The sequence below is a fragment of the Plantactinospora sp. KLBMP9567 genome, assembly GCF_033446045.1.
Taxonomy (GTDB): Bacteria; Actinomycetota; Actinomycetes; order Mycobacteriales; family Micromonosporaceae; genus Plantactinospora.
In genome coordinates this window covers 15832-31907 of the sequence record NZ_JAWQRR010000053.1, presented here as the reverse complement: position 1 = coordinate 31907, position 16076 = coordinate 15832, and the positions used below count along the sequence as shown (strand labels likewise).

Here is a 16076-nt window from a genome sequence, read left to right as displayed (position 1 = left end):
GGGGTCGGCCCGCGTCGCCGCACAGCCAGGCGTCGCCGGCCAGAAGGGGCCGCTCGGGGCATCGCCGGGCCGGCGGGGCTGGCGGGGCAGGGGTAGCGTGTTGATCGCATCCGGGGGAGGTTCGCCATGGCGATGAGGGCGAAGCGGGTGAGTCTGCTCGACATCGGGCTCGACTCGTCGTTCGACGCGGCGATGACGTTCGTGCAGTCCACGTTGCAGAACATCAACGCCGAGCACCAGCAGCCGATCGTCGACATCGACTTCGTCCGCTCCCGGGACCCGGACACGGTACTGACCGCCTTCACCGCCTCCTGCGACGTGCTGCACGTGATGGCGCACGGCGACCACAGCAGTACCCCCACCTTCGCCAGCAGCGACGGCCGGACGAAGATCTCGCTGGAGGCGCTGGGCGAGGAGGCGGCCGCCCGGGGCCGGGGCATCTCGGCGCACGCGATCCTCGCGGACGGCTGCCGGACCGGCACCGGCGCCTGGCAGAAGGCGGTCCGGGACTGCCTCCAGGACGAGGTCACCTACATCGGCACCTCGGCACAGATCGGCTGGCACGAGAGCGGCGTCTTCTGCTCCGCCTTCTACGGCGCGCTGTTCCGCAACCGGGGCCGGGGCATGACCCCGGCCGAGCAGGCCCAGGACGCGGCCGAGCGGGCGATCGAGGCGTACACGCTGCTCACCGACCGGCACTGCCCGTTCCGGGTGCTCACGCTCAGCCCGAGCCGCTGGGCCCGGATGGCGCTGGCCTGATCCCGCGCGCCGGTCAGGCCGCCGATCGGGGGGTCGTCGCCCGGGAGAACCGGCTCGACCCGCCGGCCCGGCGGGTCGGTGCGGGCGGCCGGGAGGTGCTCGGCGGGCCGACCGCCTGCTGCCAGTGGTCCAGCATCGGCAGCAGGTCCCAGCCCACCTCGCGCCGTCGGGACGCGGCGGCGGCACAGCGGGCCCGCCAGCTCCACTCGCCGAGCTGCACGGACGGCCCGGTCAACTCCGCGCGCAGGTCGAGCAGGACGTCGACGGAGTGCCGGAACGCGGTTCGGCTCCGCTCGTCGTCCGGCCGGTCCAGCAGCCAGTCGAGGCCCCGGCCGGCACAGGTCGGGCAGTCGCAGTGCCACATCCCGTTGTCCGGGTACCGGCGCATGGTGGCCTCGATCTCGGGCAGCGGCGCGTACGACAGGCACTGCCGGACCACCGCCGACGGTCGGGGTACCCCGGTCGGTGGCCGGGATCCGGCGGGCCGGCGCGGGTCGAAACGGCGCAGCGCGGGTTCGGTGCCGATCGCCACCGCGGTCGCCCCGGAGCAGAGCACTCCGAGCACCGGCAGGTCGGCCCGGAGCACCAGCACCGGTACGCCGCAGCCGAGCAACTGGAGCAGCCCCCGCACCGTACTGGCCGGGGTGAACGGGTTCGCCGACTCCTCCACCACCACCGCCACCGGTACGCCGACCGCCGCCACATAGCGGACCAGGGTCTGTCGGGCGATCCGGTCGGCGAGCCAGCCCGGGTGCATCGGCAGCAGCGCGATGGCGTCACCGAGCCGGGCGGCCCGTTCGAGGATCCCGGCCAGGCCGGCGGTGTCGTCCCGGTCCAGGTAACCCGAGTCGGTCAGCACCGGCAGCCCGAGGTCCCGCTGGCAGTCGATCCACCGCGGGTCGAACGGGGCGGCTGCGGGCAGCCGGCCGTCTCCGGCGTACCGGGCCGCGTCGAGCAGCACCGGCCGGCGGTAGTGGTCGACCTCCCGCAGGTGCCGGGCCCGGCCCAGGCAGCCGCGCAGGTTGCCCCGGTCGGCGGTGACGACCAGGCCGCCGCCATTCCGGTCGGCCACCTCGGCCGCCTGGGTGACCTGGCTGGTCCGGCAGTGCAGCAGCAGGCTGCGGTCGAGATCCGCGATCCGCCGCCGCATTCCGCCCGATCGCCCGTCAAGGTCCCGCGCCACGAACCCTCACCCCGCTGATCGTCGTCAAGACATTGATCACCATGAGTGCTTAGATGGTAACTTGACGCAACCGCAAGAGGTAACCGGGGTGCAATTCCTTTGGCAGATCGCGGAAAGTGCCTTGGCCACCACGACCGGTTCCGGTAACGGAACCCCGCGCTGCCCGGGTGGACGCGCAACTCCACGCCGATGGGTGACCATCACCCTCGGCGTGGCCCGCCTCTCGGATCTTTCCAGAAGACTATCGAGCCGCGAGACAGCTACGCGCGACCAGCCCGGACGGCGGTCGGCTCAGAGCACCATCTCTCGCCAACCCGGGCGCCCACCTAGCCAGGCATCCGCGAGAATGCGCGCGGATGCCTCACCGGGGCACTGTTGCACCTTCGAGCGCCCTTGGGCGCCCCCGACCTGGGCCTCGACTTCCCATAGCTGCCCATCCGTACGAATGTAGACGTCGCGCCGTGAGCGCGGACCCCGATCGCCGTTCCACCAGTGCCGCTCGACTCTCACCCGGTCACGGTATAGCACGGAGAGACCTGCTGGATATCCTCAATAACCAAACCTTGACCTCCCAGTTATCGTCCGGGCCCCCGCCAGCGGCTGGCGAAGCCGGACCGATTAGGTGGCGGAGGGGTCGGCACCGGGGCGGGCTGGGCCGGCCGTCAACTACGGGGGAAGGTGACGGCCGTACTGCGGGCACCCGCCCCGGGGCCTGTCCGGGGTCGGCCACCGACGACGTGGCGCCGATGACCGCCCCCCACCGGTCCGCCGCCACGCCGGCGGAGGGCGGCCCGCCGGCGTCGGGTCGCGCGGCGGACCGACCAGCGAAGCATGTCGTCGCCCCGGGTCCCGATGTCGGACAATCCGTCCGGTTAGCCCGAAACCACCGACGACGGCTCGGCACCGCGCGGGCGTCGCCTCCCGAGGAGGGGGCCCGTCATCCGCCGGCCGCCCGGAGGATGACGGTACGCCCCACCGGAGCCCGCCAGACCTGCAACAGGTAGTCCTCCACACGGCCGGCGACGGGCCGGCCGACGCAGGGGTGCCGCCCCCGGGCGTGCACCCGGATCCGGTAGCTGCCCGCGCCGCGGAAACTGACCCGGGGAAAGTCGGTACCGCCGCCGCGCGCCGACCGGACGTGCGACTGGCCGACCTCCGTCCGGTACGAGATCTCGACCGCGTCGTCCCAGCCGGCCGTCTCCGCCGCCGGCCGTTCGGCGTGCAGCTCGACGGTGAGGTTGACCCAGCCGCCGCCGCAGCCGGTACGCACCAGCATGGCCCCCTCGGTCACCCCGACCAGCCCGTTGTCCCGGGCGTTGGCCTGCCAGTGCCAGCGTGGCGGCGGATCGGGATCGGTCAGGCAGAAGAAGGACCGGGCGACGCGTACGACCCCGGCACAGACCCACATCGCGTCGGTCACCCGGTACTCGAGCAGCGACCCCGCCCCGAGGGGTATCAAGGTCGCTCACCTGTTCCACGTAGGGCGGTGATGGGCAACACCGCGCTTCTCCCCGCGTCCGCGCATCAGACAGTTGTATTCGTAAATGTCTTCCCTTGCACTCTGGCACAGCACCTCGATGCCGTCCACTCGCATCCCGTGATGACCTGGGAAGCGCACGTGCATTTGCGGTTTGCAGACGCCACGTGCAATCACACTCCGTTTTGGTCACTGTGCGCAGTGATGCGATGCGTAGAACGACCCCCCATGCCGCGCAACATCGGTCGTATCGCCCTGTTCCATCGCGGACGGGTCAACAGTAAGTTAGCTGCACAGACAAATACCTGTCTCGCGAGATGCAACTTGCACCACGGCATGCCACTCTCCTCCGAGGAGCAACTCGCGCGTCAGACCGGCCGCCGCCCACATTCGCCGTTCAGCGGTGATGGCACTACGGGCAGTGACGTTCACACCAAGAATGGAGGCGCTGTCAGTGGCGAAGCACCAGCCGATCCGGCCGCTGAGTTCCCGCGCGGGCAAGGAACCCATCCGTCATGCTGCTCCGGCCTGCCCCCAGGTTGACCACGCATCCGCCCCGCGCCACGCGCGCCAGGTCGAGGAGCGGTGATGACCGTGACGCAGTTCCAGGACGCCAGAGGAGGGGACCTGTTCGACAGCCCGCTGCCCCGGCGTTCTCCAGGGGCCCGACTGGACAGCGGCGGCGAGGACGCCCTGCCCGAGAGTGCCTTCGACCAACCGGGTCCCGGTGCCGCCGGCCAGCCCCGCTCCGGCCAGTCGGCCGTACACGCCGAGTTGGGTGTGCTCCGGGACCGGGTGCCCGGAGTACGCGGTGCCGTGCTCGCCGGCATCGACGGGCGGCTGCTCCTGCACGACCTCACCGCCGGCCCCGAGCCGCTCGACCTCGCCGCGCTCGCGGCGACCACCTTCGGGCTCGGTCGGCAGTGCGGCCTGACGCTCCAACAGGGTCCGCTGCGCGAGCTGACGGTCCACAGCCACCAGGGCTACTTCACGGTGTACGGGGTGAGCGACCAGGTACTGCTCGCCGTGCTCGGCGACGACCGGTTGAACGTGTCGTGGCTGCACCTGGAGGCGGGACCGGTCGCCGAACGGATCGCTGACCTGCTGCACGTCGGCGGCACCGCGTAGCAGCATGGGCTGGGGCCGGCGCCGGGCTTACCCGGCGCCGGCCACCCGCCAACTCCCGCACCACCCGCCGGCCGGAACCCCCAGCAGACCCGTGACGCGGTCAGCCGATCATCAGGTAGCGGGTCACCACCCCGGCGGCGGCGGTGACCGCCTGGCGCAGCGTCGCGGCCGCGTCCACGATGCCGGCGTCCAGCGCGGTGACGTACGCCCCGGCCACCACGTCGAAGGTGACCCCCGGACCACGGCGGCACAGGTCGGCCGGTCCGGCCTCCGGGTCCCGCCCCGCGTTGCGCATCAACTCCTCGTACGGCGCGACCAGCGCGTCGACCACCACCGCGTAGCCGAGCGCCTCGTCACCGCCGGGCGGCAGCCGGGGCCCGATCCGACCGGCGACGGTGAGCAGGGCCGCCCCGCCGCCCGGTACCAGTCCCCACTCGACGGCCGCCTTGGCGTTGCGTACCGCGTCGTCGATCTGCCGCTTGCGCTTCTTGAGCTGCCCCTCGGTCGACTCGCCGACCCGGATCACCGCCACCCCGCCGCCCAGCCGGGCCAGCCGCTCCCGCAGCAGTTCCCGGTCGCGCCCGGCCGCCCGCCGCGCCAACTCGGCCCGCAGCCCCTGCACCCGGCGCCGGGCCAGGTCCGGATCGCCGGCACCGTCCACCAGCGTGGTGTCCCGGCGGGTGGTGATCACCTTTCGGGCACCACCGAGCACCTGCGCGGTGGCGGCGGCGAGCCCGCCCTCGGCGTCGCCGACCACCTGCGCCCCGGTGAGCAGCGCCAGATCCGCCATCACGGTGCAGCGCTCCTCGTCCGGCCAGGGCAGCCGGACCGCGACCGAGTTGAGGGTGTGCCGCATCTTGCCGACGATCAGAGCGGTCAGAGCGGCGTCCCGGACGTCCCGGGCGAAGACCGCCAGCGGCCGGCCGGACCGGCCGACCTCGTCCAGCAGCGGCTGCAACTCCGGTACGGCGGAGAGCCGCTGGTCGACGATGAGGATCGACGGGTCGTCGAGTACCGCCTCGGCCTCCTCGGGGTCGGTCACGAAGTACGGCGAGACGTGCCCGGCCGGCACCCTCGTCCCCCTGGTGAGTTCGAGTTCGAGCCCGAAGAGGTTGCTCTCCTCGACGATCACCACGCCGTCCTTGCCGACCCGCTCCATCGCGGTGGCCAGCAGGTCGCCGATCACCTCGTCGCCGGAGGCGATCGTGGAGACCATCTTGAGCTGTTCCTTCGTCTCCACCGGCACCGCCAGGTCGCCGAGTTCGGAAAGGACGGCCAGGGCGGCCGACTCGATCCCCCGGCACAGCGCCACCGGGTTGGCGCCGGCCCGCAGCGCCGCCGAGGCACCGTCCAGCATGGCCTGGGCCAGTACCACGGTGGTGGTGGCGCCGTCGCCGACCCGGTGCCGTACCCCCTCCACCAGTTCCCGGACATAGCTGGCGCCGATCGCGTCCCGGGTGTCGTACGCGGTGAACAGCCGTACCACGCTCGCCGCGTCGGCCAGCTCGTGGTACGCCCCGGAGGCGTCCTCGACCAACACCCGCCGGCCGAGCGGACCGAAGGTACGCCGCACCAGGTCGGCGCCGGCCCGGAAGCCGCGGGCGACGATCGCCTGGTGCCGGTTGAAGTTGCTGGGCCGGGGCACCGCCGCGGCGGTCGCCTCGACCACTCCGCCCGGCCGGCCCTCGCCGGCCGCGGGCAGGTTGGCCGTCGGCGGCACGGTGGCCAGATAGATGTGCGGCTCGGCGTTGTACGCGCTCCACTTCGGCTTCTGGTCCGGCCGGCGGCGGACCACCCCGTCGTGGACGTACCGGAACAGCTCGTCGACGCCGACCCGGCCGTCGCCGTCCAGGTCGGCACCGCCGGTCGCCAGCCCCTCCAGCAGCACGTCGGTGAAGATCGAGCCACGGGGCGCCGACTCGACCAGGCCGTCGGACTCGAAGGCGTACTCGTAGCTGTCGCAGGCGCTGATCACCACGTACCCCCGGCCGACCTGGCCCTCCAGCGCACCCTGCGGCGCACCCTTGAAGCCCTCGGCGAACGCACCGGCGAAACAGCAGTCCAGCACCAGGACCTTGGCGGCGGCCCGGCACGCCTCCAGTTGCTCGTTGACGAAGGAGCGGGAGATGGCGGTGCTGGCCGGTCGGGTCCGCACGGTGTTGGCGGCGGCGAAGTAGAGCCGGTGGAACGGGTCGACGATGCCGTGGCAGGAGAAGTAGAGCAGCACCAGGTCGTCGTTCACCCGGTCGGTGAGCAGGTCCTCGATCTCTCGGCGTACCTCCTGGTCGGGGGCGTCCTGCAGGGTGCGCACGGTGAAGTTGCCCACCGACGGGTCCTCCAGCACCGCCGCCAGTCGTTCCACGTCCTGCTCGGGAGCCCGGAGTTGGTCCAGCGACGGGTCGTCGTACTCGCCGACCGCGACCAGCAGCGCGTAACGGCCGGCCGGCGGGTTAATCCGCACCGGAGCCGGGGCCGCTCTGTGTCGGCGGCACGCCGAGCCACTCGACCACCATCTGCTCGGTGTCCTCGCCGGGCGCGCTGATCGTCAGGGTGCGCCGGCCGTCCCGCAGGGTGATCCGCCGGGCGGCGCCGCGTTCGAGGAAGGCGACCGCGACCTGGGCCAGCGCCGCGACGGTGGTGGCTGAGAAGAGGCCGGTGACCACGAGTTCGGCCAGTGACCCGGCGCCGCCGCCCTTGCGGGCGAACGCGCCGGTGCCGCCGAACCCGCCGAGGTCGGGCAGGTCGCCGCGACCGGGCAATCCGTCGAGTTCGGGTGGTGCCTCGGGGTCGGACGGTGTGTCGGGGTCGGACGGGGCCGTCGGATCGTCGACACCGGGCCGGACGACGTGCAGGATCGTCCGGGTGTGCAGCTCCCGGGCCAGCGCGGAGGCGGATTCGGCGTCGCCGTGCACGCTACCGGGGACCGGCCCGGAAACCACCAGGGTGAGCACACCAGCATTCATAGAGTAATGGTGTCGTAACCATGAGTAATGTTGTGTCGGGTTACCGACACTGTCCCGTCAGCCTGCTGACACCGGTGCCCCGGATCGTCCGGCCAGCGAGGTGGCGGGGGCGGCGGGCGTGTCCGGCCCGCCGGGTGGGCCGGGGCGGCGGCGCAGCAGGATCGAGAAGGCCGCGGCGGCGGCGCAGAGCGCCCCGGCGGCGTACCAGGCCAGGGTGTAGCTGCCGAGCTGGTCCCGGATCAGCCCGGCGCCGGTGGCCGCCACCGCCGCCCCGACCTGATGAGCGGCGAAGACCCAGCCGAACACCACGGCACCGCCGGCCCCGAAGTACTCCCGGCACAGCGCCACCGTCGGCGGCACGGTGGCCACCCAGTCCAGCCCGTAGAAGATCACGAATACCAGCATGCTCGGCTCGGTCGAGCCGCTGAACAGGCTCGGCAGCACCAGCAGCGACAGTCCGCGCAGCGCGTAGTAGCCGGCGAGCAGCACCCGGCTGTCGAACCGGTCGGTCAGCCAGCCCGACGCGATGGTGCCGGCGATGTCGAAGAGCCCGACCAGGGCGAGCAGGCCGGCGGCGGCGGTCTCGGTCATCCCGTGGTCGTGCGCGGCCGGGATGAAGTGCGTCCCGACCAGGCCGTTCGTCGAGGCGCCGCAGATCGCGAAGCCGCCGGCCAGCAGCCAGAACGCCGGGGTCCGGGCCGCGGTGCGCAGCGCGCCGAGCGCCCGGGAGGCCGCCCCGCCGGTCCGGGCCGGCGCCGGCACGACCTCGGTCGCACCGTAGGGCGGCAGGCCGAGATCCGCCGGGTGGTCCCGGAGCAGCCACCCCACCAGGGGTACGACGGCCAGCGCCGAGCCAGCCACCACCAGGGCGGCCGTCCGCCAGCCGTACGCCTCGACCAGGTTCGCCAGCAGTGGCAGGAAGACGAGCTGCCCGGCGGCGCCACCGGCGGTGAGTACCCCGGTGACCAGTCCCCGGCGCCTGACGAACCACCGCCCGGTCACGGTGGCCACGAAGGCGAGCGCCATCGACCCGGTACCCAGCCCGACCAGTACGCCCCAGCAGAGGATCAGCTCCGCGCTGGTCCGCATGAACACGGTCAGCCCACTGCCGGCGGCGACCAGCGTCAGCGCGGCCGCCACCACCCGCCGGATGCCGAACCGGTCCATCAGGGCGGCGGCGAACGGTGCGGTCAGCCCGAACAGCAGCAGGTTCACCGAGACCGCGGCCGAGATGGTGGCCAGCGGCCAGCCGAACTCCTCGTGCAGGGGGTGCAGCAGGACGGACGGGGTGGCCCGGAACCCGGCGGCGCCGACCAGCGCGACGAAGGCGACGGCGGCGACTACCCAGGCGGGGTGCAGGCGGCGGGATCTCACCCGACGAGTCTGCGGGCCGGTGGGACCCCGGACGAGTGGCCGGACAGCCATGATGCGCAAGAATTGGGCCAACAGCACTGGAGAGCGGAGCAGCGGGTGACCACCATCACGCCGGCGGGCAGGTCGCCGGAGAACAGGTCAGCGGGCAGGTTGCCGGAGAACAGCGCGGCGGGCAGATTGCCGGGGAACAGTCCGGCGGGCAGGCCACCGGAGGACTCGCCGGACGGACGCCCGGGGACGGGCGAGCCGGGGCAGGGTCGATCCGGCCGGCCGCCGGCACCGCCCCGGCCGCACCGGGTCGTGGTGCTCGCCCTGGACTCGGTGGTGGGACTGGACCTCGGCACTCCGGCCCAGGTGTTCGGCACCGCCCGCGACGCCGCCGGGGAGTCCCTCTACACCGTCACCACCTGCACCTCCGGCGCCCGGCCGGTGCGCAGCACCGCCGGATTCCAGGTGCTGCCCGACCACGGGCTGGAGATCCTGGCCGACGCCGACAGCATCGTGGTGCCCGGCATCCACGACGGCGCGCCGCTGACCGACGGCACCGTCGACCCGGAGATCCGCGCGGTGCTGCGCGAGGCGCACGACCGGGGCGTACGGATCATGTCAATCTGCACCGGCGCGTTCGTACTGGCCGCCGCCGGGCTGCTGGACGACCGGGTCGCCACCACGCACTGGGCGTACGCCAACCGGTTCCGCCGGTTCCACCCGAGGGTCCGGCTCGATCCCGAGGTGCTCTTCGTGGACGACGGTGACCTGCTCACCTCGGCCGGGGTGGCGGCCGGCCTCGACCTGTGCCTGCACGTCATCCGGACCGACCACGGCAGCGGGGTCGCCAACCGCTCCGCCCGGCGCTGCGTGGTGCCCTCCTGGCGGGACGGCGGGCAGGCGCAGTACATCGAACGACCGCTGCCGGACGCGGCCGCGACCGGCACCGGCCGGACCAGGGACTGGATCCAGCACCGGCTGCACGAGCCGCTGACTCTGCCGCAGATGGCCGCGCACGCCAGCATGAGCGTCCGGACCTTCACCCGGCGGTTCCGCGAGGAGACCGGCCTCAGTCCGGCGCAGTGGCTGCTGCGGCAGCGCACCGAGCATGCCCGGCTGCTGCTGGAGTCCACCGATCTCGGCGTCGACCAGGTGGCCCGGCGGTCCGGCTTCGGCACCGCCGCCGCGCTGCGGCAACAGCTCCACCAGCGGATCGGGGTGCCGCCGACCGCCTACCGGCGTACCTTCCAGGCGCCCCGGGCCGTCGGTGCCGACCCGGGGCAGGTGTAGCGAAGGGGCCCCGCCGGTGCGGCGGGGCCCCTTGGCGGATCGCAGCCCTGTGGACGGACCGCTCGCGGTGTCAGGCGCAGGTGTTGCCGTTGAGGGTGAAGGCGGTCGGTGCCGGGTTCGGGCCGGTGTTCGAGGCGAGGAAGCTGAACTGGACCGTGCCGCCCGGCGCGATGTTCCCGTTCCAGTTGGTGTTCCGGGCGGTCACCACCGCGCCGGACTGGCTGCCGCTGGCGTTCCAGAAGGTGCCGGCGCGCTGCGCGGCGGGGAAGGTCCAGCCCACCGTCCAGCCGCTGACCGGCTGGGTGCCGGTGTTGGTGACCGTCACGGTCGCGTTGAAGCCGGTCCCCCACTGCTGGTCGACCCGGTAGCCGATCCGGCACGCGGCCGGCGGGGCGGTGGTGCCGAACTCGATCTTGTGGAGCTGGCCCGGTAGGTCGTTCACCAGGTACAGCTCGCCGTTGGCGTCCTGGCCGAGGCTGGTCGGCTGGATGGTCAGTTCGGTCAGCGCCCGGGTCTCGTACGCCCCGCCGGGGGTGGCCGGGGGCCGGACCACGAACGCCGTACCGGAGCAGTAGTCGGTGGCCAGGTAGGTGCCGGTGGCGACCTCGGCGTACTGCTCGCCCCGGTAGACGTACCCGCCGATCACCGCGCAGCCGTCGGTCGAGGTGCGGTACGAGTAGATCGGCTCGACGTACTCGGCGCCGGCCTGGCAGCGGTCGGGGTCGAAGACCTGTGGCCCCTCCCGGCAGGACCAGCCGAGGTTGGCACCGGCCTGGTCCGCGCGCAGGTGGTCGATCTCCTCGAAGGTGCCCTGCCCGACGTCGGCGATCCAGAGCGAGCCGTCCCCGCCGAGGTCGTGCGAGAACTTCCACGGGTTGCGCAGCCCGTACGTCCAGATCTCCGGCCGGGCGTTCGCGGTGCCCACGAACGGGTTGTCCGCCGGTACGCAGTACGGCCGCCCGTCGCAGGAGCGGTTCACGTCGAGCCGGAGGATCTTGCCGAGCAGGGTGTCCAGGTTCTGCCCCGAGTTGAGTACGTCGTCCGAGCCGCCGCCGTCGCCGATGCTCCAGTAGAGGTAGCCGTCCGGACCGAAGGTGACATGCCCGCCGTTGTGGTTGGAGAACTCGGCGTGTGCCTGGGTCAGGATCACCTGCTCCCCGTCCGGCGGGATCGGCGTCTGGCCGGCCGCGTCGAGGGTGAACCGGGAGAGCGTGACCGTGCCCTCGGGCAGTGCGGTGTAGGCGACGTACAGGGTTCGGGTCTGCGTGAAGTCCGGCGTGGTGACCAGGCCGAGCAGTCCGCGCTCGTTGCCGGAGGTGTCGACCCGGTCCCTGATGTCGAGCAGCGGGTCCGTCGCCAGCCCGGTGTCCGGGTGGTAGACCCGGATCGTCCCCTGCTTCTCGGCGATCAGCAGCCGGTCGCTGCCGTCGTCGGGAGCGAAGATCGCGGTCGGCCGCTGAAGGCCGAAGGCGAGCTGGGTGGTGCTGACGGTGAGCTGGTCCAGGGGTGGCACGGCGGCCACCGCCGCCCGGTCCGGGGCGGGCTGTCCGGCGGCGGGCGGCGGGCCGAACGCGACGAGCGGGGCGATCAGGGCGGCCGCGCCGGCCAGGCAGAGGCGCCCGACGGATTGACGTCGCAACATATTCACTCCCATCGGTTAACAGGAAGGTAATGCCGCGAACGATCGCTAGATCACGACGTCCCGAAGTGTGGGAACGCTCCCACGCGCAACTACCGGACGTCGGTACGCATGGCGCGCAACTGTTCGAGGTGCGCCGGCAGGTGGATCCGGCCGTGGATGTCGAGCATCCGCCCCCAGGGCAGAGACTCCTCGATGTGCAGCTCGAAGCCCTCCCGCAGATGCGAGTCGACCGGCGTCTCCGCCTCCGGCCCCAGCCGGTCCACCAGCGCGCAGAGCCGCTCGCTGGTGGACCGCAGCCGGGCGGCCAGCTCGGGCAGCCCGCCGTCGCGCGGCAGCATCGCGTCCACCTGCGGGCGCAGCGTCGACTGCCCGTCGTAGTACGCCCACGGCGAGCCGGCCAGCACCGCCTCGGTCGCCTCGGTCAGCAACTCGTCGTTGGCGGCGAGGTGCACCAGCACCTCCTCGACGGTCAACTCCCCCGGCGGCGGTGGCCCGAACGAGCTCCCGTCGACCTCGGCGAGCAGGTCCGCGTACGCCCGGCGCAGCTCGGCCGTCTCCATTCGACCGAGTCTAGGAAGAGTTCCCGTGCCGTACCCGGATATCGCCGGACCCGGCGGTCGCCGGCCCGGCGCGACCGGTCGTCAGCGACCGCGCCGGCCGCGCCGCGCCCGCAGGTAGTCGGAGACCACGTACTCGCCGAGGTCGTCCAGCTCGGGGGTGAAGACCCGGCCGCCGCAGCGCCGCGCCACCGCGTCGACGAACCGGCGCAGCCCGGGATCCTCGCCCAGCATGAAGAGGTTCATCGTGGCGCCGTACCGGGTCAGCTTGTCCACCTCGGCGACCGTCAACTGGATCGTCTCCGGCAGTGACGGCCAGTTGAAGACCCCGCCGCCGGCCTCCGGATCGAGGTGCGCGGTCGGCTCGCCGTCGGTGACCACCAGCACCACCGGCTCGGAGCCGGAGTGCCGACGCAGGTGCCGACCGGCCAGCATCAGCGCGTGTTGCAGGTTGGTGCCCTGCACCATGTCCGGCTCCACCCCGGCCAGCTCCTGCTGGGTCAGCGGCATCGCCTCCCGGCCGAAGCCGATGATCTGCAACGCGTCCTGCGGGAACCTGGTGGCGACCAGGTGCGACAGCGCCAGAGCGGTCTGCTTCATCGGACCCCAGCGCCCCTCCGAGATCATCGAGAAGGAGAGGTCGACGCAGAGCGCCACCGCCGCCGAGGCGCGCCGCTCGGTCTCCACCACCTCGAAGTCCTCGACCGCCAGCGCCACCGGTACCCCGGCACCACCGCGCCGGACCGCCCGGCCGAGCGTACGCACCACGTCGAGCGGCTGCTCGTCGCCGTACTCCCAGGGGCGGGACGCGCCGGTCACCTCACCGGCGGCACCGGCCGAGCGCAGATCGTGCTGCCCCTGCCGGCCACTGCGCAACTCGGCAAAGATCCGGCGCAGCGCCGTACCGCCGAGCCGGCGCAGGGCCTTCGGGCTCAGGGTCAGCCCGTCGCCGCCCCGGGTCACCCAACCCTGCCGGCGCAGCTCCCGCTCCAGCTCGCGCAGCCGGCGTACGTCGTCGGCGGCGTCCCGGCCCAGGTTGCGCTGCACCGACTCCACGTCGATGTCGTCCAGGGTCGCCCCCGGATGCTCCTGGCCGAGCTGGTCCAGCAGGTCGTCCAGGTCGGCGATCTCGCCGAGCGCCCCGGCCGCCTCGCCGTAGCCGAGCGGCTGGTCCCCCCGGACCCGCTCCCGGCGGTCCCAGGCCAGGTCGGGGCGGAGCGAGCGCAGGTTGGCGTCCAGCGCGGAGAGCTGCCCGGCCAGTTCCGGGCCGAGCGAGGACTCCATCAGCCGGGACAGCTCCTCGCGCTGGGCCGGTGACAGCGAGCGCATCAGCCGCTCACCGGCGGCGGCCCGCCGGGCCAGCGCGTCGACCAGCTCGTCCACCGTCTCCGGATTCTCCGGGAAGAACTCGCCGTGCCGCCGCATGAACTCGGCGAACGCGTCGGTGGTGTCCTCGCCCCGGTCGTGCCGGGCCAGCAGGTCGTTGAGGTCGCGCAGCATCTCGGAGAGCTGCTGCTGCGCCGCCGGGTTGGCGGCACCGCGCATCGCGTCCCGCAGTCCGCTGAACCGCTGCTCCAGCACGTCCCGGCGCAGCCCGTCGAGAATCTGCTGGTAGGCGGCCCGGGCCTCGTCGCTGGCCCACTCGTAGCCGGAGAGTTCCTCCACCGCCCGGGCGGTCGACGAGGGCAGGTTGTCCAACACCGCCTCGGCGAACCGGGCGTTGTCGTCGTCCCGGCCGCGCAGCTCGTCGCGCTCGGCGGCGAGCGCCTGGTCGAGCAGGGCCTGGGCCCGGGTCACCGCGCCGTCCAGGTCACCCCGGCGCAGCGCGTCCCGGCGCATCCGCCGGGCCCGGGCGACCAGGTCGTCCAGGCCGCCCCGGCCCTGCGGGCCGCGCCGGAGAAGGTTGCGCAGCGCCTCACGCAGGCTGCCGCCGGCCAGCACCTCGGCGCCGACCGAATCCACCGCTGCCCGCACGTCGTAGGGCGGGGCGAGCGGGTCGGGGCCGCCGCGCCAGGAGCCGTACCGGAAACGGTTTCCGCCGGCCACGCTCAGGCCCAGTCGTCGTCGCGGGCCGAGCGCTCGCCGGGGCCGCGGCCGCCGTCGGGGCTGCGCCCGCCGTAGCGGGTACGTCCCTCGTCGGTCACGTCCTTGGCCAGCCGCCGGGTCAGGTGCAGCCCTTCGAGTACGAACTCGATCCCGGCCGCCGCCTCCGCCGGGGTGGGCGCGTCGCCCAGCCCGAGCCGGTCCAGCGCCTTGGCCAGCCCCGGTACGGTGCCGACCTGCCGGAGCAGCTCGGTCGGGCCGACCAGCTCACCGGTCTCGACGATCGCGCCGTCGGCGACCAGCGCGGTGAAGCCGGAGACGTCCAGCCCGGCCAGCCGGGCCCGGAAGGTCTCGGCGGTGGCGGTCCGGAGCAGGTGACCGAGGATCTCGATCTCCCGGCCCTCCTCGCCGCTCTCGAACTCGACCTTGCCGCGCAGGGTGCTGGTCACCGAGACCGCGTCACCGACCCGGGCCACCGGCTCGGTGTCGGCAGCGGCGGCAGGCTGCCCGTCCGGGCCACCGGCACCGAGCAGTCCGGCCCGGCGCAGCGCGGCGGCCGAGACGGTCTCGGCGGCGGCGATGGCGAACCGGGCCGAGACACCCGAGCGCGGGTCGACGGCCGGGGACTCCCGCACCGCCCGGGCAAACCGGGCCAGCACCTCCAGCACGTGCTCCGGCACGGCCGCGACCAGCGCCGCCTCCTGCCGGATCAGGTCCAGCTCCAGCTCCAGGTCGAGCGGGTAGTGGGTGCGGATCTCGGCGCCGAACCGGTCCTTGAGCGGCGTGATGATCCGCCCCCGGTTGGTGTAGTCCTCGGGGTTGGCGCTCGCCACCAGCAGCAGGTCCAGCGGCAGCCGGAGCTGGTAGCCGCGTACCTGGATGTCGCGCTCCTCCAGCACGTTGAGCAGCGCCACCTGGATCCGCTCGGCCAGGTCGGGCAGCTCGTTGACGGCGAAGATGCCCCGGTTGGTCCGGGGTACCAGCCCGAAGTGGATCGTCTCCGGGTCGCCGAGGGTACGCCCCTGGGCCACCCGGATCGGGTCCACGTCGCCGATCAGGTCGCCCACGCTGGTGTCCGGGGTAGCGAGCTTCTCGCCGTACCGCATCGACCGGTGCAGCCACCCGACCGGCAGTTCGTCGCCGGTCTCCTCCACCGCCCGGCGGGACGCCGGGGTCAGCGGGTGCATCGGATGCTCGTTCAGCTCGGAGCCACGGATCACCGGGGTCCACTCGTCGAGGAGTTGGCCCAGGGCGCGGATCAGCCGGGTCTTGCCCTGGCCGCGCTCGCCGAGCAGTACCATGTCGTGCCCGGCCAGCAGGGCCCGCTCGACCTCGGGCAGCACGGTCTCGTCGTAGCCGACGATGCCGGGGAAGCGGGGTTCGCCGGACCGGAGCCGGGCCAGCAGGTTGTCCCGGAGTTCCTGCTTGACCGTCCGGTACCGGTGCCCGGTGGCGCGCAGCTCGCCGAGGGTGCCGGGAAGCTCGGCCGGTGGGGTCGGTGGGACCTGGGAAATTTCCGTCACGCACCTACGCTAGCTCCGGATCGTGTCGAACGCGGATCACCGGCGGTCGGCCGGGCCGGTCGAAGTGTAGGAAACCCGTCACCAGCCGTACCGCCCAGCCGGTTGATTCACCTCCACCCATACCCAAGAATGGTCGAATTGTCCACGGG

The 16076-nt window shown here is 73.1% G+C and carries 12 protein-coding genes; 3 read left to right on the top strand and 9 right to left on the bottom strand.

The window, feature by feature from the left end:
• The first annotated feature begins 126 nt into the window (after window positions 1–126).
• Complete coding sequence (locus R6Y94_RS38850; protein WP_234359474.1) at window positions 127–759, top strand: hypothetical protein; 633 nt, start codon at window positions 127–129, stop codon at window positions 757–759.
• Between the two features lie 13 nt (window positions 760–772).
• Here the strand turns inward: R6Y94_RS38850 and R6Y94_RS38845 are convergent, their stop codons facing one another.
• Window positions 773–1942: a hypothetical protein gene (locus R6Y94_RS38845; RefSeq protein WP_318401764.1), complete on the bottom strand. Its 1170-nt coding sequence runs from the start codon at window positions 1940–1942 to the stop codon at window positions 773–775.
• 937 nt (window positions 1943–2879) lie between these two features.
• Window positions 2880–3401 (bottom strand): hypothetical protein, encoded by a 522-nt coding sequence (locus tag R6Y94_RS38840; protein WP_318401762.1) that lies wholly within the window; start codon window positions 3399–3401, stop codon window positions 2880–2882.
• A gap of 606 nt (window positions 3402–4007) precedes the next feature.
• Between R6Y94_RS38840 and R6Y94_RS38835 the strand changes: the two genes are divergently transcribed.
• Window positions 4008–4547, top strand: coding sequence for a roadblock/LC7 domain-containing protein (locus R6Y94_RS38835; RefSeq protein WP_318401760.1), 540 nt, complete (start codon window positions 4008–4010; stop codon window positions 4545–4547).
• 100 nt (window positions 4548–4647) lie between these two features.
• On the opposite strand, the gene groEL is transcribed toward R6Y94_RS38835, so the two are convergent.
• The 3 genes from groEL to R6Y94_RS38820 are packed head-to-tail and all read right to left on the bottom strand — an operon-like array spanning window position 4648 to window position 8884.
• Entirely contained in the window at window positions 4648–7008 is a 2361-nt protein-coding gene (groEL, locus tag R6Y94_RS38830; protein ID WP_318401758.1) for a chaperonin GroEL, read from the bottom strand.
• On the bottom strand, window positions 6998–7510 hold the full coding sequence (locus R6Y94_RS38825; protein ID WP_318401756.1) for a hypothetical protein: 513 nt from the start codon (window positions 7508–7510) through the stop codon (window positions 6998–7000). Before R6Y94_RS38825 ends, groEL begins: the two co-directional genes overlap by 11 nt.
• Window positions 7511–7567: 57 nt before the next feature.
• The gene (locus R6Y94_RS38820) at window positions 7568–8884 is read right to left on the bottom strand and encodes an MFS transporter (protein ID WP_318401754.1); all 1317 of its coding nucleotides are present in this window, start codon (window positions 8882–8884) and stop codon (window positions 7568–7570) included.
• Window positions 8885–9184: 300 nt separating this feature from the next.
• Here R6Y94_RS38820 and R6Y94_RS38815 point away from each other — a divergent pair, with 300 nt between their 5' ends.
• Window positions 9185–10162, top strand: a complete 978-nt coding sequence (locus tag R6Y94_RS38815) for a GlxA family transcriptional regulator (RefSeq protein WP_318401928.1) — start codon at window positions 9185–9187, stop codon at window positions 10160–10162.
• 70 nt (window positions 10163–10232) lie between these two features.
• Here R6Y94_RS38815 and R6Y94_RS38810 read toward each other — a convergent pair whose 3' ends face one another.
• From R6Y94_RS38810 to R6Y94_RS38795, 4 genes are all read right to left on the bottom strand, one after another.
• Complete coding sequence (locus tag R6Y94_RS38810; RefSeq protein WP_318401752.1) at window positions 10233–11804, bottom strand: PQQ-dependent sugar dehydrogenase; 1572 nt, start codon at window positions 11802–11804, stop codon at window positions 10233–10235.
• Window positions 11805–11893: 89 nt separating this feature from the next.
• Window positions 11894–12364, bottom strand: a complete 471-nt coding sequence (locus R6Y94_RS38805; protein ID WP_318401750.1) for a DinB family protein — start codon at window positions 12362–12364, stop codon at window positions 11894–11896.
• A gap of 81 nt (window positions 12365–12445) precedes the next feature.
• On the bottom strand, window positions 12446–14407 hold the full coding sequence (locus tag R6Y94_RS38800) for a hypothetical protein (RefSeq protein WP_318401748.1): 1962 nt from the start codon (window positions 14405–14407) through the stop codon (window positions 12446–12448).
• Between the two features lie 2 nt (window positions 14408–14409).
• Entirely contained in the window at window positions 14410–15927 is a 1518-nt protein-coding gene (locus R6Y94_RS38795) for a sigma 54-interacting transcriptional regulator (protein ID WP_318401746.1), read from the bottom strand.
• Between the last annotated feature and the right edge of the window lie 149 nt (window positions 15928–16076).